Origin of the sequence: Myceligenerans indicum (assembly GCF_016742955.1) — a bacterium.
Classification (GTDB): domain Bacteria; phylum Actinomycetota; class Actinomycetes; order Actinomycetales; family Cellulomonadaceae; genus Myceligenerans; species Myceligenerans indicum.
In genome coordinates this window covers 41,300-62,302 of sequence record NZ_JABBYC010000024.1, presented here as the reverse complement: position 1 = coordinate 62,302, position 21,003 = coordinate 41,300, and the positions used below count along the sequence as shown (strand labels likewise).

General features: G+C 72.1%; 16 protein-coding genes and 1 pseudogene. 11 read left to right on the top strand and 6 right to left on the bottom strand.

The features are described from left to right. Positions 1 to 38: 38 nt before the first annotated feature. From HGK34_RS13475 to HGK34_RS13465, 3 genes and pseudogenes are all read right to left on the bottom strand, one after another. Positions 39 to 923, bottom strand: a pseudogene (locus HGK34_RS13475) (IS481 family transposase); the annotation flags it as partial. A 186-nt stretch (positions 924 to 1,109) separates the two neighbouring features. Further along, positions 1,110 to 1,601, bottom strand: a complete 492-nt coding sequence (locus tag HGK34_RS13470) for an SAM-dependent methyltransferase (RefSeq protein WP_201848162.1) — start codon at positions 1,599 to 1,601, stop codon at positions 1,110 to 1,112. Positions 1,602 to 1,619: 18 nt separating this feature from the next. After that, on the bottom strand, positions 1,620 to 2,099 hold the full coding sequence (locus tag HGK34_RS13465; RefSeq protein WP_201848160.1) for an NsdA family TPR-like regulatory protein: 480 nt from the start codon (positions 2,097 to 2,099) through the stop codon (positions 1,620 to 1,622). A gap of 85 nt (positions 2,100 to 2,184) precedes the next feature. On the opposite strand from HGK34_RS13465, the gene HGK34_RS13460 reads away from it, so the two are divergent. The 10 genes from HGK34_RS13460 (at position 2,185) to HGK34_RS13415 (ending at position 16,052) form a co-directional block, all read left to right on the top strand. Continuing rightward, positions 2,185 to 2,907 (top strand): DUF6008 family protein, encoded by a 723-nt coding sequence (locus HGK34_RS13460; RefSeq protein ID WP_201848158.1) that lies wholly within the window; start codon positions 2,185 to 2,187, stop codon positions 2,905 to 2,907. Positions 2,908 to 3,206: 299 nt separating this feature from the next. After that, the gene (locus HGK34_RS13455; protein ID WP_201848156.1) at positions 3,207 to 4,205 is read left to right on the top strand and encodes a DUF1702 family protein; all 999 of its coding nucleotides are present in this window, start codon (positions 3,207 to 3,209) and stop codon (positions 4,203 to 4,205) included. A 13-nt stretch (positions 4,206 to 4,218) separates the two neighbouring features. After that, entirely contained in the window at positions 4,219 to 5,523 is a 1,305-nt protein-coding gene (locus HGK34_RS13450) for a cytochrome P450 (protein WP_201848154.1), read from the top strand. Next, positions 5,520 to 6,143 carry a DUF5987 family protein gene (locus HGK34_RS13445; protein ID WP_201848144.1) on the top strand — a complete coding sequence of 208 codons (624 nt, stop codon included), beginning with the start codon at positions 5,520 to 5,522 and terminating at the stop codon, positions 6,141 to 6,143. The genes HGK34_RS13450 and HGK34_RS13445 overlap by 4 nt, the downstream gene beginning before the upstream one ends. After that, the gene (locus tag HGK34_RS13440; RefSeq protein ID WP_201848142.1) at positions 6,140 to 7,747 is read left to right on the top strand and encodes an FAD-dependent oxidoreductase; all 1,608 of its coding nucleotides are present in this window, start codon (positions 6,140 to 6,142) and stop codon (positions 7,745 to 7,747) included. Before HGK34_RS13445 ends, HGK34_RS13440 begins: the two co-directional genes overlap by 4 nt. A gap of 19 nt (positions 7,748 to 7,766) precedes the next feature. Next, on the top strand, positions 7,767 to 8,285 hold the full coding sequence (locus tag HGK34_RS13435) for a DUF2505 domain-containing protein (protein WP_201848140.1): 519 nt from the start codon (positions 7,767 to 7,769) through the stop codon (positions 8,283 to 8,285). Continuing rightward, positions 8,282 to 14,080, top strand: coding sequence for a type I polyketide synthase (locus HGK34_RS13430; RefSeq protein WP_201848138.1), 5,799 nt, complete (start codon positions 8,282 to 8,284; stop codon positions 14,078 to 14,080). The genes HGK34_RS13435 and HGK34_RS13430 overlap by 4 nt, the downstream gene beginning before the upstream one ends. Further along, on the top strand, positions 14,080 to 14,529 hold the full coding sequence (locus HGK34_RS13425; RefSeq protein ID WP_201848136.1) for an acyl-CoA thioesterase: 450 nt from the start codon (positions 14,080 to 14,082) through the stop codon (positions 14,527 to 14,529). The genes HGK34_RS13430 and HGK34_RS13425 overlap by 1 nt, the downstream gene beginning before the upstream one ends. After that, entirely contained in the window at positions 14,529 to 15,062 is a 534-nt protein-coding gene (locus tag HGK34_RS13420; RefSeq protein ID WP_201848133.1) for a flavin reductase family protein, read from the top strand. The genes HGK34_RS13425 and HGK34_RS13420 overlap by 1 nt, the downstream gene beginning before the upstream one ends. Positions 15,063 to 15,188: 126 nt before the next feature. Further along, positions 15,189 to 16,052, top strand: a complete 864-nt coding sequence (locus HGK34_RS13415; protein WP_201848131.1) for a helix-turn-helix transcriptional regulator — start codon at positions 15,189 to 15,191, stop codon at positions 16,050 to 16,052. Between the two features lie 37 nt (positions 16,053 to 16,089). Here HGK34_RS13415 and HGK34_RS13410 read toward each other — a convergent pair whose 3' ends face one another. Beyond that, positions 16,090 to 17,061: a DUF1702 family protein gene (locus HGK34_RS13410; protein WP_201848129.1), complete on the bottom strand. Its 972-nt coding sequence runs from the start codon at positions 17,059 to 17,061 to the stop codon at positions 16,090 to 16,092. A gap of 168 nt (positions 17,062 to 17,229) precedes the next feature. Here HGK34_RS13410 and HGK34_RS13405 point away from each other — a divergent pair, with 168 nt between their 5' ends. After that, complete coding sequence (locus HGK34_RS13405; RefSeq protein WP_201848127.1) at positions 17,230 to 17,943, top strand: thioesterase II family protein; 714 nt, start codon at positions 17,230 to 17,232, stop codon at positions 17,941 to 17,943. Here HGK34_RS13405 and HGK34_RS13400 read toward each other — a convergent pair. Beyond that, positions 17,888 to 18,934, bottom strand: a complete 1,047-nt coding sequence (locus HGK34_RS13400; RefSeq protein ID WP_201848125.1) for an enediyne biosynthesis protein UnbU — start codon at positions 18,932 to 18,934, stop codon at positions 17,888 to 17,890. The genes HGK34_RS13405 and HGK34_RS13400 overlap by 56 nt on opposite strands. Further along, entirely contained in the window at positions 18,931 to 20,811 is a 1,881-nt protein-coding gene (locus HGK34_RS13395; RefSeq protein ID WP_201848123.1) for a CRTAC1 family protein, read from the bottom strand. Before HGK34_RS13395 ends, HGK34_RS13400 begins: the two co-directional genes overlap by 4 nt. Positions 20,812 to 21,003: the final 192 nt, after the last annotated feature.

Sequence of the window (21,003 nt, the reverse complement as noted above, 5' to 3'; positions counted from 1 at the left end):
CCTTATCGTCGGCAGCGTCAGATGTGTATAAGAGACAGGTGGGGCAGAGAGCGGTGGGGGCGTCGGTGGTTGTACTCGTCGACGAACTGGTCGATCAGGGTCTGCAGTTGGGTGATCGTGGCGGGCTGGTGGGGCTGAGCGGTCAGCCATTTCTTCATCGTTTGTTGGAAGCGTTCGACTTTGCCCTGGGTGGTGGGGTGGTTGGGGCGTCCGTTCTTCTGGACGATGTGCAGGCGGCGTAGCTCGGTCTCGAGGTGGTTGCGTCCGCCGCGGCCGCCGGCGTAGCGGACGGTGTAGACCATGCCGTTGTCGGTCAGGACCGAGGCGGGGTATCCGTGCTGTTCGCAGGCCTGTTTGAAGGTGGTCAGCACGATGGGTGCGGTGACGCGCCGGTGGGCGGTGGCGTGCAGGACGTAGCGGGAGTGGTCGTCCAGCCAGGTGATGATCTCGACGTCGTGCCCAGGCGCGCCGCCTGGGTGGGTGAGGCGGTAGTGGGTGAAGTCGGACTGCCAGGTCTCGTTGGGCTGGTCGGCGGCGAATCGGATGTAGGAGGAGCGGGGACGTTTCCTGGGCTCGGGGGTGATGGTGCCTTCGCGGGTCAGGATCCGGTGCACGGTGGCCCGGGAGATCGTGATGCCGTGGTGGTGGGTCAGGTGCCACACGATCGTGTCGGCGCCGGCGTCCAGGCCCTGCTCGGTCAGCCGTTTACGCAAGCCCAGGATCAGCTCCACGACAGCGGGCGGGGTCGCGGCCGGGGTGGTGTGCGGTCGGCGGGAGCGGGGCTCGAAGGCGGCCTCGCCCTCGGCCTGGTAGCGGGCCATGAGCCGGGAGACCCAGCCCTGGGAGACGCCGTAGCGGCGGGCGGCCTCGGACTGCGACGAACCGGCCAGCACGGCCGCGATCACGAGCTTCCTGGTGGACATGAGCGAGCATCCGCCCACCGGCCATTCCCATGTCCCGCGACACGCTATACCGATGACCCGAGACACCCCATTCCGATGTCCTGAGACCACACACTGTCACCCCGACCTTAAAGGGCCAGGTCAGAAGGCATTTCTGACCTGGCCCTTTCCCGTGTGCACCGCGCGTGCACCATCGCCTGCCCGTGGTCATCGCGATGCTGCGTCGGCACCCTGGGCGAAGTAGTCGGTGAGCATCTCGGTCGTCCACGCCGCCTGCCGGACCTCGCCGCGCGGGCCGAACTCGGTGAACCACGGCTTGATGTCCAGCACGGGGGTCCCGTCAACTGCGTCCAGATCCTCGACATGCAGATCGAGGCCGTCAACGGCGATGAGCCGGCACCTGCTCACCCCGAGCCAGTTGAGGCGACGCATGTTGCGATGGCCAAAGATTCCGACCTCAGGCCAGTCAGGGTTGTTACGCGGGCGACGCGCGCCGGGATGCAGATCGGTCTTGTCGGTCAGGTGGAAGTGGAACGCGACCTCCAGGTGGGAGAAGTCTTCGAGTCCCTTGGTCGCTTCGGTGGGGAACCGGTCGCCGTCGATGCGGATGATCGACCGGGTCCCTCCCCAGAAGTCGTCGGTAGGCTCGACTCGCCCACCGACCACGCGTGCGACGGGGATCATCTCGATCGGTTCCATCGGTCTCCTCAGTTCACATCAGGCTTGCGCGAGGTACGCGGCGGCTCGCTGGTCCAGTTCGGCCATCTCAGAACTCGCGGATCGGCCGTGCGCCAGCACGCTCCGCATCGTAGTGACGGTCTGGCGCGCCCGAGCCGAGCGGACTCCTGCCATCGCGTCCAGCGCATCTGACCATGTCGTGCACGCCTGATCCAAGTTGCCGGTCGCTGCCTGGACTTCGCCGAGGTAGCCGAGCGTGACTGCATGTGTCCTGGCAAAGGGCTGCTTAGCGCGTACTCGCGCGCTGTGCTTCAGGGCTGCTTTGGCGCCTTTGAGGTCGCCACTGGCATACAAGGCCCGGCCTGTTTCGTGGGCGAGTGATGCTTCAGAGAAGAAGAACACCCTTCCCGGTTCGTCCTCATCCGCCCGGGCATCGCTCAGGTCGTTCTCAGCCCGCAACAGGCTGGCGCCGGCAGCCCCGCCGAGTCCGTTCCACGGGCCGTGTGCCGGCGACCGCACAACAGCAACCTGCCGGAACCCCGCCACCGGTCGGCGCCCCTACGGTGACAGGCGCACCCTGATACCGGCAGACGGGACAAATCGGATGGAACACAACCACGATCCGGCGTCAACACTCGAGATCCTGGGGGCAGTGGGCATGCTCACCTGGACGATCGTCATGTGGACGGCCATCGCCGTTCTCGCCTACTCACGCCGCCGACCGGTCGAGACGTGGATGCTCCACGGTGCGACGGGGATCGTCGCCCTCGGAGTCGTCGGCCAGCTCGGCCACTTCGTCGAGCACGTCGCCCAGGCGGGCTACTGGGTGATGCGGCCCTACGAACCCGCCTGGATGACTCCCTGGGGAACCGGTCTGGCCAACGGCTTCGGGGTGGTCGATCCCTCCAAGCCGTCCCTGGGCATGGAGATCCTGCACTTCATCGGCAACATGCTGTTCCTGGCGGGACTCGTCGGCGTCATGCAGCTGACCCGGCGCGTGACGTACCGGTCGACCGCCCGCAAGCACGCCAAGATGGGGGTGTGGATGCAGGGGATCCACGGCCTCGAGCACCTCGTCCTCATGACGTCGGTGTGGCTCGGCGCCCCGACGGCCATCGGCCTGTCCACCTGGTTCGGCCTGATCGACCCCGGACCGGCCCTGTCCACCCACCGGATCTGGTGGCACTTCCTGGCGAACGTCGTGGGAACGGTGATCTTCAGCCTGTCCCTCTACCACCTGTGGCTCGAACGCTCCCAGATCGCGGCCGCCTACCGGCAGCCGGCACCCGCCGTCCCGCGGCCCGCGGTCCTCGCGTCCGCCACCTGAGAAGGATCTGGAGGAAGCCGTCCGTCGGCCCTTGTGACGAAGGCCGGCCGCGGACGACCCGTCGTCGTACCGCGACCACTCGTCACAAGGACCGGCCCTCGGCCTCCGCCCGTGCACGACGCGACTTCTCGTGCCTTGCCGCGACGGCTCGCCGGGCGACCTGCCCGCCGCCCGGCCCCGTGCGCCGGATCGCCGGCCGCACGACGTGACGCCGTGGCGGGCCGCAACATCGAAGGCGCGCCCGTGACAGTCGGACGGGAACCATGGTCGGCGCAGCACCGACCATGAGGAGGTCCGACATGGCAACGCCAGCTGAACCACTTGCCGCACTCCGCCGTCTGCGGGCAGTGCTCACCACGCCGGGCGTCCGCGAGGTGGACCCGGTGCGCCGCGGGTTCCGTCCCTGGGAAGCCGGCGAGTCGATCGTCTCCCCCGTGGGCCGCGCCTTCCTGGACGGCTACCGCCTCGCGATGCGCGCGCCGGACGCCCGGCGCGCGGCACACCGGCTGGAGGACCTGCCGCGATCGTGGCAGGGCTTCGCGGCCGAGGGGGCGGCCATGGCGATCACGATCCGGGCCGCCCTGGAGCCCTGGAGCCGTCGGGAGTTCGCCGCGTTCGAGGCGGCGACCTCACGGCGCCACACCTACATGGCCCAGGTCGGCCTCGGGTGGGCCCTGGCCCGGCTGCCACGACCCCTCTGGCCCGAGCTCAGCGCCCTCGACCCGGCTCTCGCCCCGCTCGTCCTGGACGGCTACGGCTTCCACGAGGTCTTCTTCCACAACGCCCGGACCCTCCGCGAACACGGCACCAGGTTCCCGGCCGAACGCTGGCCGGGCGGGGCCGAGGCGGCACGGCAGTCACTGATGCAGGGCATCGGCCGCGGGCTGTGGTTCCACGCGGGCGGCTCCCCCACGGGGATCGCCGGACTCGTGGCCGGGTTCGACCAGCGGTTCTCCGGCTCGCTGTGGGCGGGGACCGGGCTGGCGGCAGCGTACGCCGGTGGTCGCGACCGTGCCGCGCTGGCGCGGCTCCTCACGGCCGCCGGCGACGACCGTCGGTGGCTGAGGCAGGGAGCGGCGTTCGCGGTCGAGGCCCGCCACCGGGCCGGAACCGTCAACGAGCACACGCCGGTGGCGTCCGAGGCCCTGTGCGGCGGCACGATCGACGACGTCGTCGGGCTGGTCGGCGCCCACCGGCCGGAGACGACCGCCGGGAAGCCGGACTGGACGGCCTACGAGACCTGGCGCCGGTCCGTCGCGGCCGCGCTCGAGCCGGCCGGCGACATCGTGGACGCGTGAGGGGACGGTCGCCATGCCACCGACGGTCCATCACCTCGGCCTGTGGGAGTCCGCGCGGGTCCTCCACGGCCTGACCCGCGCGGAACGGGGCGACCGCCTCGTCGACGTCGTCCGGCGCCGGCCCGGTGGCGCGCTGCTACGCACCCCGTTCGGCCGCATGCTCATCACCGCGACCCCGAGCGCCGTCAAGCACGTCCTCGTGCGCCACGCGGACCGGTACGTCAAGGGTCTGGGCCAGTCGCAGGCGCGGGAACTCATCGGCGAGGGTCTGCTCACCGCCGAGGGCGAGCACTGGCGCCGGCAACGCCGCGACACCACGTCCTATCTGGCCGCCCGCGCCGTGCACGCGAACCACGGCACGTTCCTCACGCTCGCACGGTCAGGTGTCGCGAGGATCGAGGAACACGGGTGGCGCGACACCGACCCGGCCGTGCTGCTCGCCGAGTACACGCTGGGCTGTCTCGCCGTCACGTTCGGCTTCCCGGCGCCCGCGGCCGAGCACGTCCACGACGCCTTCGACGCCGTCCAGGACGAGGCGCTGTTCCGTAGCGTCACCCAGGGCCTCGTGCCACTGCGTGCCCGTCGTCGTTCCCGGGCCCGGGTGCGGACGGCCCTCGGCCTGCTCGCCGGCGAGACCTCCCGCTCCCTGGCGGCCGGTGACCGAGACGACGCGTGGGCCACCCCAGAAGGGATGACCAGCCTGTTCCTCGCCGGGTACGAGACGACGGCCAGCACGCTCGCCTGGGCCATCACCTACCTGGCCCGGCATCCCGACGTCCAGGAACGGATCCGCGCGGAGGCGGCCACGCTCGACGCGCTCGACCCCGCCGATCTCACCCCGCAGCACCTGGCCGCGCTGCGCTGGTCCGGCGCCACGCTGGACGAGACCCTTCGGCTGCGGCCACCGGTGTGGCTGGTGAGCCGGCGGGCGATCGCCGCCGACGACGTGGACGGTGTCGCCCTCTCCCCCGGCGACGAGGTCCTGATCCTTCCCGCCGCCGCCCGATCGGGCGACCCGGGCTTCCGGCCGGAGCGGTTCCTCACCGGCCAGCGCGGTTCGTCCCTCGACTTCGGCGCCGGGCCGCGGGCCTGTCCCGGCGGCGCGCTCGCCCGGGCCGAGGCCGTCCTCTGGCTGGCCACCGCGAGCACGCGGCTCGTCCTGACCCCTCACGGCACCCGGCCCGTGACGGCGCGTGCCCGCATGTCCCAGACACCCGCCCGCGACCTGCGCGACGTCGTGGACGCCACCTCCCGCCCCGGGACGCCCGCGCCACCGGACGCCGAACGTCCCACCGTGCCGGAAAGGAAACCCTCGTGACCCAGAACGCCGACCCCTCGACCCTCCCGCCGACCCGCCGCCCGAGGACCGCCGCCCTGGGCGAGCGCCCCACGCTCGCCCCCGCACAGCGGCTCGCCCTGGAGGCCTTCGCCGACACCGTCGTGCCGGGCCGCAAGCGCCACCCCGACGACGTCGCGATCGCGGGCGTGGACGACACCCCGGGAGCCGTGGAGTGCGGTGCGCTCGACGTCCTCACCGACCCGGCCACCGGCATCGAGGACGGCGTCGGCGACATGGCCGACCTGCTCGACCGGCGCGCCGCCGCGTGGGCGGACCGGCACGGCGGGCGCCCCGTGGCCCGCTTCGCCGACCTCGGCTACCCGGACCGGCGGCGTCTGGTCGCCGAGCTCACGGACCCGGCCGAACCCGAGAAGGACCTGTGGTTCCTCGTGGCGCTGTTCGCCACGATGGCCTACGACAGCGCACCCCACCTGGAGACGGCCGACGCCCTGGACCCGGCGGTCACGCCGGCCTCCGGGCTGCGGGCGATGGGCTTCTTCCCGCCGTCGGGCGGACGGTGGGCGTTCGACCGCGGCGGCTACGGGCGGCCGCTCGCCCGCCTGAAGCCGGGCACGGACGACCACGGGGACCCGCGATGACCGGCCCGGCCACCGAGGAGTTCGACGTCGTCGTCATCGGCAGCGGGTTCGGTGGCTCGATCCCCGCGTTCCACCTCGCGGCCGGTGGGGCTCGCGTCCTGGTCCTGGAACGCGGCCCCCGGCTGACCAGCAGCGAGTACGACCAGTCGCTCCGGTTCGGCAGCTCCGCCACCCGGATCTTCGACTTCACCGCCGGGGACGGCATGAGCGTGCTCGGCGGCAACTGCGTCGGCGGCGGGAGTGTCGTGTACTTCGCGGCGATGCCCCGCGCGCCACGGTTCGCGTTCGAGCGCCGCGGCTCGGTGGGCCACCGGCTCTGGCCGTCGTCGATCGACCGCGAGTCGCTCGACCCCTGGTACGACCGCGTCGCCGAGGCGCTGCCGATCCGCCGGCACTCGTGGGACGAGGTCTCCTACGCGGGCGGGGCGTGGGCGGCGATCTGCGACCACGGCGGGCGCACCGCCAACCCGCTGCCGTCCGCCGTGGACACCTCCCGGTGCGTCAACTGCAACTGGATGATGTCCGGCTGCGTCGAGGACGCGAAGCAGTCACTGCTGCTCAACTACATCCCGGCCGCCGAGGCGCACGGCTGCGAGGTCCGGGACCTCCACGAGGTCCAGCACCTCACCCGGGACGCGGACGGCACCTACACGGTCCACTACTCGCACGTGCACCCCGTCGACTACCGGGAGACCACCGGCACGGGGTCCGTGCGGGCCCGCGTCGTCGTGCTCGCGGCCGGGGCCGCGGCCACGCCGGTGATCCTGCAACGCTCGGCCCCGCACCTGGGCACGATGCCCCACGCCGTCGGACGGTACTTCTCCGGGAACGGCGAGCGCATCAACGTCGCCGCCCTCGACGAGCACGCGCTGCGCGACACGCTGGGTCTCGACCGGGGCGACGGCCGCGCCTACGAGGCGTTCCAGATCGGCCGGGGGCCCGTCGTGGCCACGTGGGACCGCCAGGACGAGACGCTGCCCGAGTTCGAGCGGTACGCCGTGGAACAGCTCTACTTCCCACCGGGCCTCGGCACGATCCTGGCGCAGGCACGCGTGGCCGACGGCGGGCCGGGCTGGTTCGGCCTGGAGAAGAAGGAGCTCCTGCGGCGCTGGCAGTCGTGGCTGCTGCTGTTCCAGCTCATCGAGGACGACAACGAGGGGGTGTTCGGCGCACCCCCTCCCTCCGGCAACGCCGTCCGCCTGTCCCAGCAGCTCCTGGGCCGGGGCACGCTGCGCTACCGGCCCCGCGTGAGCACCCGCGCGGCCTGGGAACGCGCCGACGCCGACGTCCGGGCCCTCATCGAGGACGCCGGCCTGGGACAGGTCGAGCCCTGGACGAACGACCTGGTGGGCGCCTACACCGTCCACCCGCTCGCCTCGTGCCGGCTGGGGGACGACCCGGCCACCAGCGCCCTGGACGACACCCATGAACTGCGGGGACACCCCGGCATCTTCGTCACCGACGCCTCCGCCGTACCGGCGGCACTGACGGTCAACCCGTCCAACACCGTCGCCGCCCTCGCCGAGCGGGCGGTCGAGCACATCTGCGACCGGCTCGCCGAGCGTGACGTTCCCGTCCGCTACGGCGCGCTGCTCCCCGTCTGAACCGCCAAGGAGACACCGCGTGCTGATCGACGAGACCACGACGACCGCGCTCAGTCCGGAGCGCGTCCGAGACCTGATGACCACCGACGCATTCCAGCGCGCCAAGGCGGACCGGCTGGGCGCCATCGAGTTCGGCATGGAGGTGACCGACGGACCCCCACCGGAACACGCCCGGACCGTCGTCACGCGCAGACGCTTCGACACCGCCGGGTTCCCGGAGTTCCTCAAGCCGATGATCCGGCCGACGATCGTCGCGGTCGAGACCGAACGGTGGCACCCGTCCGAACCGGGCGGCGACACCTTCACCGGCGACTTCGAGGTCGACGTCGACGGCGCGCCCGTCGCCCTGCGCGGCCACGTGCGGATCGAGCCGCACGACGACGGCGCGCGCGTCACGTTCACCGGGAACCTGCGGGCCGCCGTACCGCTGTTCCGGTCCAAGGTCGAACAGTCCGCGGCCGGCTCGGTGCTGGACACCATCCGCACGGAGTTCACGCTCCTGGAGGAGCACGAGACCACCTCGAGGAGGAACAGGTGAACAGAGACCGGATCGCTGTCGTCGGCATCGGGCTCGTCTATCCCGACGCCGACTCCCCCGACGAGCTGTGGACCAACGTGCTGGCGGGACGGCGCGCCTTCCGCGACATCCCCGACGTGCGCACCCGCCTGTCCGACTACTGGTCCCCCGACCCGGGCGCTCCCGACTCCTTCTACTCGCGCAAGGCCGCGGTCCTGCGCGACTACCAGTTCGACCGTGTCCGGCACAGGATCTCCACCGCCACGTTCCGCGCCACGGACATGACGCACTGGCTCGCCCTCGACGTCGCCGACCGGGCGCTGGCCGACGCCGGATTCCCCGGCGGCGCGGGACTCCCCGCGCGGACCACCGGCGTCGTCGTCGGCAACACGCTCACCGGCGAGTTCACGCGAGCCGGCCTCATGCGGCTGCGATGGCCCTACGTCCGCCGCACCGTCGCCGACCAGCTCCGGGCGGCCGGCTGGGACGCACCGGCCATCGACGAGTTCCTCACCGGCCTCGAACCCCGCTACAAGGCACCCTTCCCCGTCCCGGACGAGGACTCGCTCGCCGGCGGTCTGGCCAACACGATCTCCGGACGCATCTGCAACTACTTCAACCTGGGCGGCGGCGGCTACACCGTCGACGGCGCCTGCTCGTCATCACTGCTCTCCGTGGTCAACGCCGTGACCGCCCTCACCGACGGCGACCTCGACGTCGCCCTCGCCGGCGGCGTCGACCTGTCGATCGACCCGTTCGAACTGATCGGGTTCGCCCGCACCGGCGCCCTGGCCACGCGGGAGATGCGCGTCTACGACGCCGACTCCAACGGCTTCTGGCCCGGCGAGGGCTGCGGGATGGTCGTCCTGATGCGCGAGAGCGACGCCCGGGCCCAGGGCCGCCGCATCTACGCGTGCATCACCGGCTACGGCGTCTCCTCCGACGGCCGCGGCGGCATCACCCGGCCGGAGGTCGAGGGCCACCGCGACGCGATCGCCCGCGCCTACGCCCGCGCCGGGTACTCCGTCGACTCGGTCGGCTACTTCGAGGGCCACGGGACCGGCACCGCCGTCGGCGACGCCACCGAGATCGCCGCCATCTCCGGCAGCCTGCGGCCACGAGCGGACGGCACCCGGGCCGCCCTCGGATCCGTCAAGGCCAACATCGGGCACACCAAGGCCGCGGCCGGCATCGCCGGACTCATCAAGGCCACGCTCGCGGTCCACCACCGCACCATCCCGCCCGTGACCGGGCAGACCGACCCGCACCCGGCGCTCGCCGAGGCGGCGGACCGCCTCCACACGCCCGACAGGCCGACGGCCTGGGCAGCGGGCCCGCCGATCCGCGCCGGGGTCTCCGCGATGGGGTTCGGCGGCATCAACACGCACGTCGCCCTGGAACAGGGCGATCCCACCGACACCTCCCGGCCGACGCCGTCCGCACGCGTGCGCGACGTGGTCTGCGGACGCCAGGATGCCGAGGTCCTGGTGGCGGGAGGCACCGACGTCGCCGAGCTCACCGCCGAGGCCCGCCGGCTGCGATCCGCGCTGGCCGACGCCGCCCTGTGCGAGCTGACCGACATCGCCGCCGCCGGCCTCCGCCAGCAGGGCGGCGCGTTCCGCACCGCCGTCGTGGCCCGGACACCGGAGCAGGCCGTCGCCCGGCTCGACGCGGTGATCGACCGTCTCACGAACGGCCCCGGCCCGGCCGCCCTCGAACGGGTCGCACCCGGCGCGTTCCTCGGACGAGGGCGCGACGGCGCACGCATCGCGTTCGTCTTCCCCGGCCAGGGCGCCGGACACGGGCACGTCGGCGCCTGCCTGCGCCGGTTCGGCCACCGTTCCCTGCCCACCACGACCGCCGACGGCACCGCCTCCCTGCAGCCCCGCGTGGTGGCTCGCTCCCTCGACAGCCTCGACGCGCTCGAACGATGCGGGATCTCCGGGGACATCGCCGTCGGCCACAGCCTCGGCGAGATCACGGCGCTGGCCTGGGCGGGAGCCTTCACCGCCGATCAGGCGCTGGAGGTCGCCACCCGCCGCGGCGCGCTGATGGCGGACCTCGCACCCGACGACGGCGCGATGGCCGTGCTGCACACCGACGCGGCGAGCGCCGAGCACCTGCTCGCGGGAACGTCCGCCAGGATCTCCGGGTACAACGCGCCCGAGATCGTCACGATCGCGGGACGCCGCACCGATGTCGACCGGGTGATCGAGGCCGCCACCCGGGCCGACGTCACCGCGTCGCTCCTCCCGGTCGGTCACGCGTTCCACACCGAGGACTTCACGGCGGCGGCCCGGGCCCTCGGCGACCACCTCGCCACCCAGGAGGTGCGGCCGCCCCGGCGCCCGGTGCGATCCACCGTCGACGGGAACCTCCTCGACGCGAGCACCAGCCTCCCCGCCTACCTGTCCGACCAGATCGTGCGGCCCGTGCGGTTCTCCGAGGCGGTCGGACGCCTCGACGACGTCGACCTCGTCGTCGAGGTGGGACCCGGCCACGCGCTCAGCGGCCCGGTCGCTGCCACCCTGCCGGACACGGTCGTGACCCGCACCGACTCCGACAGCGACTCGCTCGAACCCTTCCTCGAGTGCGTCGCCGCCGCACACGCGCTGGGCCGGGACATCAAGACCGGAGCCCTCGTGGACGGCCGCGCGGTCAAGCCCTTCGACCTCGACACCCCGCCCGCCTTCCTCACCAACCCGTGCGAGACCGCCCCGGAACTGGGCTTCGACCCGACGACACCGGTTCCGGACACGAGCACCACCCCGGCGCGACGGCACCCCGAAGCACCCGACGACACGCACGCCGGCGCCGATCCGGCCACGACGTCGACACTCGACCTGCTGCGCCGCAGCATCGCCGACAAGGTCGAGCTGCCCCTGGACACGATCGACGCCCGCACCCGGCCCCTCGACGAACTCCACCTCAGCTCGATCACGATCGCCCAGATCACCAACGACGTCATCCGCTCCCTGGGACGCCCACCCCTCACCGGCGTACCCGCGTTCGCCACGGCCACCGTCGGCGAGATCGCCCAGATGCTCGACGACACCACCACGGGCGCGGAGCCCGGCGGCTCCCCGGACGGGCCGGGCGAGGCGCCGGGGGCCGAGCCCTGGGTCCATGCCTTCGCGATCCGGCACCAACCCGCCGCGCCCCTGCCCGACGCGCCCGCCGGACGGTCCCGCTGGACCCGGCTCGGCGCCGCACGCCCGGACGCGGACCGCCTGCTGACCCACCTCTCGGGCACCGCCGGCGCGACCGGCATCCTGGTCGACACCCGCGGTCTCTCCCTCGACGCGGCCGTCACCACCGCCGACGAGCTGATCGCCCGGCTGCGGGACGTCCGGACCGGACCGGACGCCGCCCGCGTCGTCACACTGCAGCACCCCCGCGGCGGCCTCGCAGGCCTGCTGAAGTCCGTCCACCTCGAACACCCCCGGATCGCCGTCACCGTCGTCACGCTCGCCGCGGACACGGACCTCGCACCCGGAACCATCACCGCCATCGGCGCGGACGCCGCCGCGGGCGGATTCCTCGACGTCGGCTACGACACCGAGGGCAACCGCCTCGTGCCCCGCCTCGAGGCCGTACCGCCCACGGCCGCCACCGACACGCCGCTCGACGCCACGGACGTCCTCCTCGCCACCGGCGGAGCCAAGGGCATCACCGCGGAGGCCTGCCTGGACCTCGGGAACCGGTACGGCGTCGCGGTCGCGATGCTCGGCCGGGCGGCCCCCGAGGACGAGGCGGTCCGCTCCACCCTCCACCGGATGACGGCCGCCGGGGTGCGGCACCACTACGTCCAGGCGGACGTCACCGACCCCGACGCCGTCGCGGCCGCCGTCGCGGAGGTGGCGTCCGCGCTCGGCACCGTCACCGCGGTACTGCACGGCGCCGGCGTCAACCGGCCCGAACCCACCCTCGACCTCACCCCGGACGCACTCCGGGCCGCCGTCGCGCCGAAGGTCGACGGGCTGCGCAACGTGCTCGCCGCCCTCGACCTCACCACGCTGCGGCACGTCATCGGCTTCGGCAGCATCATCGGCCGCGCCGGCCTCGCCGGCGAGGGCCACTACGCCCTGGCCAACGACTGGATGACGGCGGAACTGGCAGCCCTCGCCGAGGCCCACCACCACCTGCGTGTCCGCTCGCTGGAGTGGTCGGTCTGGTCCGGAACCGGCATGGGCGAGAACCTCGGGGTCGTCGAGCTGCTCAAGCAGCAAGGCATCGAGCCCGTGGACACCGACCGCGGGCTGGCACAGTTGCGCCGGGCGCTGACGGCGCCGGACCATCCCGTGACGTCCCTGGTGTGCTCCCGCGTCGGGAGTCTGCCCACCCTCGGGTTCCTGCGCGGGGAACTGCCACTGGCGCGGTTCACCGAGCGCGTCGTCGTCGACTACCCCGGCGTCGAGCTCGTGACGGAGGCGGAACTCACCGCCCGGACCGACCCGTACCTGCTCGATCACCGGTTCGAGGGCCAGCTGCTGCTGCCCGCGGTGCTGGGACTCGAAGCGATGGCGCAGGCCGCGACCGCGCTGTCGGGCACCACGCCGACGAGCGTCTCGGCCGTCGCGTTCGAGCGGCCGGTCATCGTGCCCGACGACGCACCGGAGACGGTCCGGGTGTGTGCCGTCACCCGCCCCGACGGCTCCGTCGCCGTCGTTCTGCGGTCGTCCGCGACCGGTTTCGCGGCCGACCACTTCCGGGCCGTCTACCACTTCGGGGACGCGCGGTCCCCCGAACTCGTCGAGCCCGGCGACCGGACGTCGCCGATCGTCCTCGACCCGGCGACCGATCTCTACGGCGGCGTGCTGTTCCAGAGCGGGCGCTTCCGCCGCATCACCGCCTACCACCGGGTGACCGCGCGGCACGCCTCGGCCGATCTGTCGGCCGAGGCCGGCGAACCATGGTTCGCCGGGCATCTCCCGCAGACCCTGCTGCTGGGCGACCCGGGCTCGCGCGACGCGTTCATGCACGCCCTGCAGTCCTGCGTCCCCCACGGCGTGCTGCTGCCCCACGGGGTCGACGAGATCGTTCTCGGCCCCGGGAGCCGGACGGGGACCTTGCGGATGGACGCACGCGAGACCGGGGCCCGGGACAGCTCCTTCACCTACGACGTGACCGTCCGGGACGCGGAGGGCCGGCTCGTCGAGCACTGGTCGGGACTGGGGCTGCAGTCCGTCCGTGCCGTCCCGTCCGCGCAGATCGCGTGGCCGCAGGCGTTCCTCGGCTCCTACCTGCAGCGCCGGGTGGAGGAGCACCTGGGCGGGTCGTGGTCCGTCGCCGTCGAGCCGCACGGCGACCGCCCACCCTCCTCGGTCGACGCACGGCGCGCCCTGACCGAGCTCGCGGCCCGGCGTGCCACGGGAGACGCCGTCCCGATCGGCCACCGCCCGGACGGACGCCCGGAGTACGGACCCGGACGCCAGGTCTCGGCCTCGCACGGGGCGAACTGCACGACGGTCGTGGCCGGCAGCGCGGACCTCGCCCGGCTCGCCGTCGACGTCGAGCTCGTCGAACCACGGTCCGAGGACACCTGGCGCGGACTCCTCGATTCGGTGAACCTCGCGACGGCCGCGCAGGTGGCTTCCGACCTCGACGAGGACCTGGACACGGCCGCCACCCGGGTCTGGTCGGTCCTGGAGTGCCTGCGCAAGACCGGGCAGGTCACGTCGTCGGTCCATGCCGGGATGCCGCTCGGTGACTCGTGGACCGAGTTCGGCGTGGGGCGTGACCGGGTGGCGAGCTGGGCGGGCCGGGACGTCTCGGGCCGCCGGATCACCGCGGCCGTCCTGAGAGGAGATGAGTGATGCCGAACTACTACGAGTACCGCCACACCGTCGGCTTCGAGGAGACCAACCTGGTCGGCAACGTCTACTACGTCAACTACCTGCGCTGGCAGGGGCGGTGCCGGGAGATGTTCCTGAAAGAGGAGGCGCCGTCGGTGCTGGCCGACGTCCGGGGCGACCTGAAGCTGTTCACGCTCAAGGTCGACTGCGAGTTCTTCTCCGAGATCACGGCGTTCGACGAGCTGAGCATCAGGATGCGGCTGGAGGACCTCACCCAGACCCAGGTGGAGTTCAGCTTCGAGTACGTCAGGACGACCGACGGCGCCCACGAGACCGTGGCCCGCGGCCGCCAGCGCATCGCCTGCATGCGCGGCGAGAACCGTGACACGGCGCCCACGCGTGTACCCCCCGATCTCGTGGCAGCACTCGCGCCGTACTCCGGCGCGCCGACGCGGCACGCGGTGATGTGATGGGATCCGGGCGAACCACCGGCCAGGAGCTGAGAAGGACGATGGCGTGCTTCGTCACCGGCGTCACCGTCGTGACGTCGGACGACGGCGAGCCCCGGGGGATGACCGTCAACTCGCTGACCTCCGTCTCGCTCGACCCGCCGCAGGTGCTGGTCTCGATCGCCACGACGAGCACGATGCACCGGGTCCTGCGGGAGGCAGGAGGCTTCACGGTGTCCGTCCTCAGCGCGTCCCTGATCGACGCCGCGAAGTGGTTCGCCTCGTCGGCCAGGCCTCGGGGGGCGGCCGCCTTCGAGGGATTCTCCGTCGCACCCGGCCCGAACCTCGGGCATCCGGTCTTCACGGACTGCGTGACCTGGCTGGAGTGCCGGACCGAACAGGCCGTGGACTCGGGGGACCACACGCTGTTCACGGCCCGGGTGGTCGACTGCGGGTTCGGACAGGGGTCCACGCCGCTGCTGTTCTGCAACGGCGCCCTGATGCCGCACGAACCGGTCCCGGTGAGCCCGCCCCAGGCAGGCATTGCCGGGTGAAGATGTATCTTCAACTAGTTCTGTACTCAAAGTCTAGATTTTGCTAACTTCCATCCAAAGTCCGTAAGCGTTCGTTGATGTCTGGATCGTGCAAGTCCCCGCCGAATTTCGAGGAGATTAGCCCCCATGACGAGCCCGGCCCACAGCGAAGCCAGATCCGCTCACCCCGGCACGTTACGACTTGCCGCCCCCGCCCGTCGTGCCCGGGCCGGCCGGATCGCCGAGAGCCCGGGGCCCCGGCCCCCGACGGTCCGCACGCCGATCGAGGACGCGGTGCGGCAGGCCGTCCAGGCCATGACCCAGGACCTGTGCTGCGACGAAGGCATCGCGAGCATCGCCGCCGCGAACTTCTACAGCAAGTTCCACTTCACGCGCGAGTTCAGCCGCATCACCGGGACGACGCCGCGGCGCTACCTCGCGGCCCTGCGCATGCAGCGGGCCAAGGACCTCCTGCTGAAGTCCGACCTCGGCGTGGTGGACGTCAGCACGACGGTCGGATACATGAGCGTCGGCACGTTCAGCTCCCGGTTCTCCGCGCTGGTCGGCGTCTCTCCCCGGGAGTGGCGCAGGTGCCGCGGCCGGACCTCCGCCTCGCCCGATGTGCACGGACCCGGCAGAACCGTCCTGCGCGGGCACGTCCACCTCGTCGAGGACGTCTCCCGCCGGCCCGCCGACCTGTTCGTGGCCGTGTACGAGGACTCGGTCGTGCAGGGCAGGCCGGTCGCGTGCGCGCGTCCCGAACTCGGCACCAGTTTCGAGCTCACGGGCGTCCCGGCCGGCTCGTGGATGGTCTCGGTGCTGCTCCGCTCGCTCACCGAGGCCGGTACCGAGATACTGCGCGACCGCTGCCAGGTGACGGTCTCCGACGATCCGACCACCAGCCACCTGCCCCTTCGCCTCCAGCCGACGACGCCGTGCGAGTTCGATCCGCCCGTCATCTTCAGCGGTGCCGGCTTCCTCCCGGCGGGCGGTGACCGTGGCGGGTGCTGACCGCCGCCGGCGAGGTCCGGCCGGCCCGGCGACGGTGTCAGCGGCCGCCGGACAGCCGGCGGGTGATGGCACTGCGCCACAGCTCGAACGCAGGCAGCCCGCCGGCGTCGTCCCGGACCGCACACGCGTCGGCGAGCCGCGCCGCGGAGCTCGGCGCCAGACCGGTCAGGGCGTCCAGGGCGACCACCGTGTGATCCGGTACGACGCCGGCCGCCACCCGGGCCCGCGCCGCGAACACCGCGCCCTGCCCCACCTGCCCGGAGAACTCTCCCGCCCGGGCCAGGAGCTTGCCGTACGGCAGGTCGCTCCCCGGACCGGCGTAGGTGGCCGCCAGGCCGACCCCTGCCCACAGATCGGCACGGCGGTCCGCGGCGAACGTGTCCACGGCCGCGGCCACGCGGTCGGCGTCGGCCCCCTCGATGAACCAGAGCGCTCTGCCGACCCCCTGGTCGACGGCACGCCGGAAGTAGTCCGCATGCCCCAGCCACGGCCACGGCTTCGGACGGCGCCCGGCGACCACATGGACCGGCCGCCGGAAGTACGCGAGGTCGAACCCGTACCCGTCCACGGCGAGCCAGGACAGCGTGGGGTGGAACGGCCCCTCGTCCAGCGCGGGCAGCACCCGCCGCCAGAGGGGACGCGGGAGTCTGCGCATCGCGAACCCGATGCCGATGTAGGCGAGCAGCAGGTGCGGCGCCCCCGGCCCGGCGAGCAGCCGGCGAGTGCGCTGCGTGCCCGACACGGCGTCAAGGATCGTCCAGGCCATGGTCGCGCCCTCGTAGCCGAACCCCAGGAGCTCCGGGTCCAGCAGGTCGAGTCGCCGCGCGAGCTCTGACTCGTCGGAGGACTCCATGGCGGCCTCGAAGCCCACCACGACGCTCCGCGGGATGCGGTCCAGCCGGTCGCGGACCGGATCGGGCCCGGAGGCGAAGCCGAGGTGACGGTAGCCGGTGTGATCGGGCCGGGGGGCGGCGAGCAGGCGGACGATGCTGTGCGGGGAGATGGCCATGAACGAACTCCTTCACGGGAACGTGCGGCGGGCTTCGGCGGCGGACGCCCGCGACGCCGGGGCGTGCGGTCCGCCACCGGCACGGCAACCGGGAAGAAGCGCCGTGCCGAGTTCAGCAATCCAGAAGTAGGACGACGACAAGTTCAGCAATCCAGGAGGAGTCGACCGATGAGCCCGATCCACCCCGACACATGGTTCGCCGGGTACCCGTACGGGGGCGGCGGCACGGGTGCGTACACGCCTCTCGCGCCCTACCTCGACGGGCGGCCCCTGCACGTCCCCGTGCTCCCCGGCCGGGACGGCCGCCGCCACGAGGCCCCCCTGACGGAGTTCGGCGCGCTCGCCGACGACCTCTTCGCACAGCTGGAACCTGAGCTGGCGGCCAGATCCGCCCGGCCGCTGGTCCTCTTCGGGTACAGCCTCGGCGGCATGCTCGCCCTCGAGATGGCGTTGCGGATCGAGTCCGCCGGAGCCGGGCCCCTGGCCCTGGTCGTGGGCGGCACCGCCGCGCCGGACCGGTGGCCGCCGCGCCGGATCGCCGGCCTGGACGACGCGTCGTTCGTCCAGGCGCTGCGCGAACTGGGTGTCGCCCCCGCCGAGCTGCTCGACGAGCCGTGGGTCCGCCAGGCCTTCATGCCGACCTGGCGGGCCGACACGCGGGTCGCCGAGTCCGCGCCGCGCAGAACGGTCACCCTCAGGTGTCCCGTCCACGCGGTCGCGGGCGACCGCGACCCGCTGGCCGGCATGCACGACCTCGCGTCCTGGGAACGCACGGGCGGCCCCGGCTCGTCGAGCAGTCTCGTCACGGGCGATCACGGGACGCTCGTCAGGAACCCTGAGGCGCTGGGACGGGCCCTCCGGATGGCCGCCTCGATCCGATAGGGACCGAGAGCCCCCGCTCGCCCAGGAACAGCAGGACTCCCCGCACCGCGCACACCAGGACCAGCGCGAAGAAGATGGCGTACGACACCTGCGCAACGATGAGCACGCCGTAGACCAGCGCCACGGAGACGCCGAAGACCACCTGCCGGCGCGGGTCCATCGGCGAGGTGCCGGGGTCGGTGATCATGTAGTTCATGTAGAGCACGAACGGCACACCGGTCATCATGCCGAGCGTCGCCAGGAGCACGTCGTCGAAGAACACCATCCGGAGCACCGCCTGGAGGACGTAGCCGCCGACCCAGCCGAGGATCAGCGGCATCTTGCGTGTCAGCTTGCCGTTCAGCATCGTCCCGGCCATGAGGACGGTGAGCGGGATCAGGACGTCGAGCGTCTGGTCGGTGTTGTTCAGGAACATGTACGGGGGCGTGAAACCGACCAGCGGCATCGTCAGCAGGACCACGGAGATGCCGAGGTTCGATGGGTTGAGGAAGTGACGCAGCCGTCCCCGCACCCGCACGCGGAACACGTACTTGGACGCCGCGGCTACTACGACGGCGAAGAGGTAGGGCCAGATCGTGCTGGTGAACAGCAGCATCGCGCAGGCGAGGGCCGCGATGTGCGCCGGCAGGAGGAAGTAGAAGACCTCACGCGCGCCGCCGGCGTACTCGGGCCGGCGCCGGTGCGCCCAGGCGTCGACCGCCTCGAGGCCCAGGTGGGCCGCGTAGCTGACGAGGACGGCCAGGATCGGGACGATCGGGGGCTGTTCGAAGCCGAGCCACAGGTGACCGACCACGTTGAGGACCGTGATCGAGATCGCGAAGCGCAGCAGCGCCTTGCGCCGGCGCTGGTCGGGGGTGAGACCCGCGGGAGCGTCCGCCACCGGCTGGGCGGCCGGCGGCCGCTCGCCCGTCGCCGGCGACTCGGTCCCTGACGGACCGGCCGGCGGCGGGACGGTAGGTGAGTCCTGGCCGGAATCCTGGATCGTGCTCATCGGGAAACCTCCAACGTCTGCTGTCCGTCGACGAGATCGAACGTCCGGGTGCGGGTTTCGCCGTCCTCGACCCAGCTCACGGTGGCGCTCAGGGCGGTGTCGGCGAACTCGTCCGGGATACCGAAATGGAGTTCGGGCGCCGCGACCCCGGAGTGGCCGTTGGCCGGGTAGAGCTGGGACTCACGCTCGTACCCGTCGCCCTGCACCCGGACCGTCGCGCCGATCAGCGGGGTGGTCGCGCCCGCGGCGGTGGGCCGCACGACGTGCAGGGTGATCCACCGGTTGTCGGTCGTGGACTCGTTCCGGTACACGTAGGAGTCCTGCCACTGGTTGGCGACCATGAAGTCGGCGAGCCCGTCCGCGTCGAAGTCGCCGGGCGCGATCCCGCGGCTCACGTCCTGGTCGGTGAAGCCGACGGCGGCCCCCACGTCGACCCAGGACCCGTCCTGGTCACGCCAGACCCGGTTGGGCTCGTGCCCGGAGAGGTCGTCGCCCTGCTCGATGCGCAGCCACACCTCCGGGTTCTGGAGGATGAGGTCGTTGCCCATGGCGATCTCCTGCAGACGCGGCCAGAGGTCGCGATCGCCCTGGATGAACCCGGTGGCCTGGACCAGGTCGTCGCGGCCGCTGTTGAGCAGGTCGACGGCCTTGATGTCCCACGACCAGCCGCTGTGGGCGATCCCGGTGGAGCCGGACCTGTCCGTGTACGGGACGACGCCGTCGAACAGGCTCTCGGGGTCACCGTCGGGCTGAAAGGCGAAGTTGGACTCCTGCAGGGCCCAAGGGCTGGTGATGTTGCTGACGTAGATCTCCGGCAGCTCCTCCCCGGCGGCGTACGTGTAGGCGACCCCCATCCCCTTGAAGGAGTCGTGCCCGAGCACGCTCGACTTGCGCTCCGTGAGGTCGCGGCGTCCGCGGACCACGTCGAGCCGCACGTCACCCGGCGTCGAGGTGTTGACGAGGAGCTGGTCTGGACCGAAGTCGTTGGCGGCGTAGATGTCGGGCAGGCCGTTCCCGGTCAGGTCCTGGAACCCGATCGCGAGCGTCCACGACCGCGCGGACTCGTCCGGGATCCGGTTGCTCACGTCGGTGAACCGCGGCGCCTCGCCGGGCTCGACGTCGGCCTGCCCGAGATAGAGCCGGTTGATCCCGGCGTTGCGCGCCTTGCCCATCGAGTGCTGCATCTGCATCCGCGGGTCATCGGCCGCGTCCGGGTCCAGGACCCGGGCGCCGTCCGGGAAGTAGTTGCCCACCAGCACGTCCAGCGCGCCGTCGCCGTCCACGTCCGCGACGTTGAGCGCCGTCGTGTTCCAGACCTGCATCGGCGAGACCAGCTCCGTCGCGACGAAGTCCGCGGCACCCGGGACGACGGGCTCGTCGCCGGGCCCGGGGATCTGCTGGTTCAGGAACAGGACCGGGGAACGGCCCCAGTAGTAGACCAGGATGTCCGTGGCACCGTCGGCGTTCACGTCCGCGGGCACGCACCCGATGGGCGCCATGGTCGCGTCGTACCGCAGGCCCGTCGGGTGCAGCTCGAAGGCGTCGAACGGGTCTCCGCTGCTGCCGGGAACCGGGAAGACCCGCACGGTGTCGTCGCGGGGGTCGGTGGTGCACCCGTCGCCCGCGTGCCCCTGGTTGCGCAGGTCCAGGGCCGCGACCGAGGTCCCGACCGCGGAGATCCACGGCTGGATGGGTTCGAGGTCCGGTGCGACGGGCCGGACCTTCTGATCGTGTTCCGCCTGCGGGAGCAAGGCTCGCTCGAAGGCGAGACCGCTGCCGGCCCGGTCCACGGCGGCGGCCCCCGGTGTCCCGGGCACGGCGATCCATGCCAGGGCCACCAGGAGCACCGCGACGACGGGAGAAACAATTCTCCGCATTTGCTCTCACCTTTTCAGATCGACATGAAAAATGGCATGGAAAATTCCGTGAAATGATGCCCGAGACGATCTTTCGAGAATTCAGACTAGGTGGTGAGAGTCAATGCAGACATCTTCGAAATTGCCTGCCGGGAGGGAAACGGGAATACTCAGGAGGGGTGGTGGGTATACAGGATCTCCGGGCCACGGTCG

Coding starts and splice junctions, on each gene's coding strand:
- HGK34_RS13470 (WP_201848162.1), bottom strand. CDS start 1,601: ATGGAACCGATCGAGATGATCCCCGTCGCACGCGTGGTCGGTGGGCGA.
- HGK34_RS13460 (WP_201848158.1), top strand. CDS start 2,185: ATGGAACACAACCACGATCCGGCGTCAACACTCGAGATCCTGGGGGCA.
- HGK34_RS13455 (WP_201848156.1), top strand. CDS start 3,207: ATGGCAACGCCAGCTGAACCACTTGCCGCACTCCGCCGTCTGCGGGCA.
- HGK34_RS13450 (WP_201848154.1), top strand. CDS start 4,219: ATGCCACCGACGGTCCATCACCTCGGCCTGTGGGAGTCCGCGCGGGTC.
- HGK34_RS13440 (WP_201848142.1), top strand. CDS start 6,140: ATGACCGGCCCGGCCACCGAGGAGTTCGACGTCGTCGTCATCGGCAGC.
- HGK34_RS13425 (WP_201848136.1), top strand. CDS start 14,080: ATGCCGAACTACTACGAGTACCGCCACACCGTCGGCTTCGAGGAGACC.
- HGK34_RS13420 (WP_201848133.1), top strand. CDS start 14,529: ATGGGATCCGGGCGAACCACCGGCCAGGAGCTGAGAAGGACGATGGCG.
- HGK34_RS13415 (WP_201848131.1), top strand. CDS start 15,189: ATGACGAGCCCGGCCCACAGCGAAGCCAGATCCGCTCACCCCGGCACG.
- HGK34_RS13410 (WP_201848129.1), bottom strand. CDS start 17,061: ATGGCCATCTCCCCGCACAGCATCGTCCGCCTGCTCGCCGCCCCCCGG.
- HGK34_RS13405 (WP_201848127.1), top strand. CDS start 17,230: ATGAGCCCGATCCACCCCGACACATGGTTCGCCGGGTACCCGTACGGG.
- HGK34_RS13400 (WP_201848125.1), bottom strand. CDS start 18,934: ATGAGCACGATCCAGGATTCCGGCCAGGACTCACCTACCGTCCCGCCG.
- HGK34_RS13395 (WP_201848123.1), bottom strand. CDS start 20,811: ATGCGGAGAATTGTTTCTCCCGTCGTCGCGGTGCTCCTGGTGGCCCTG.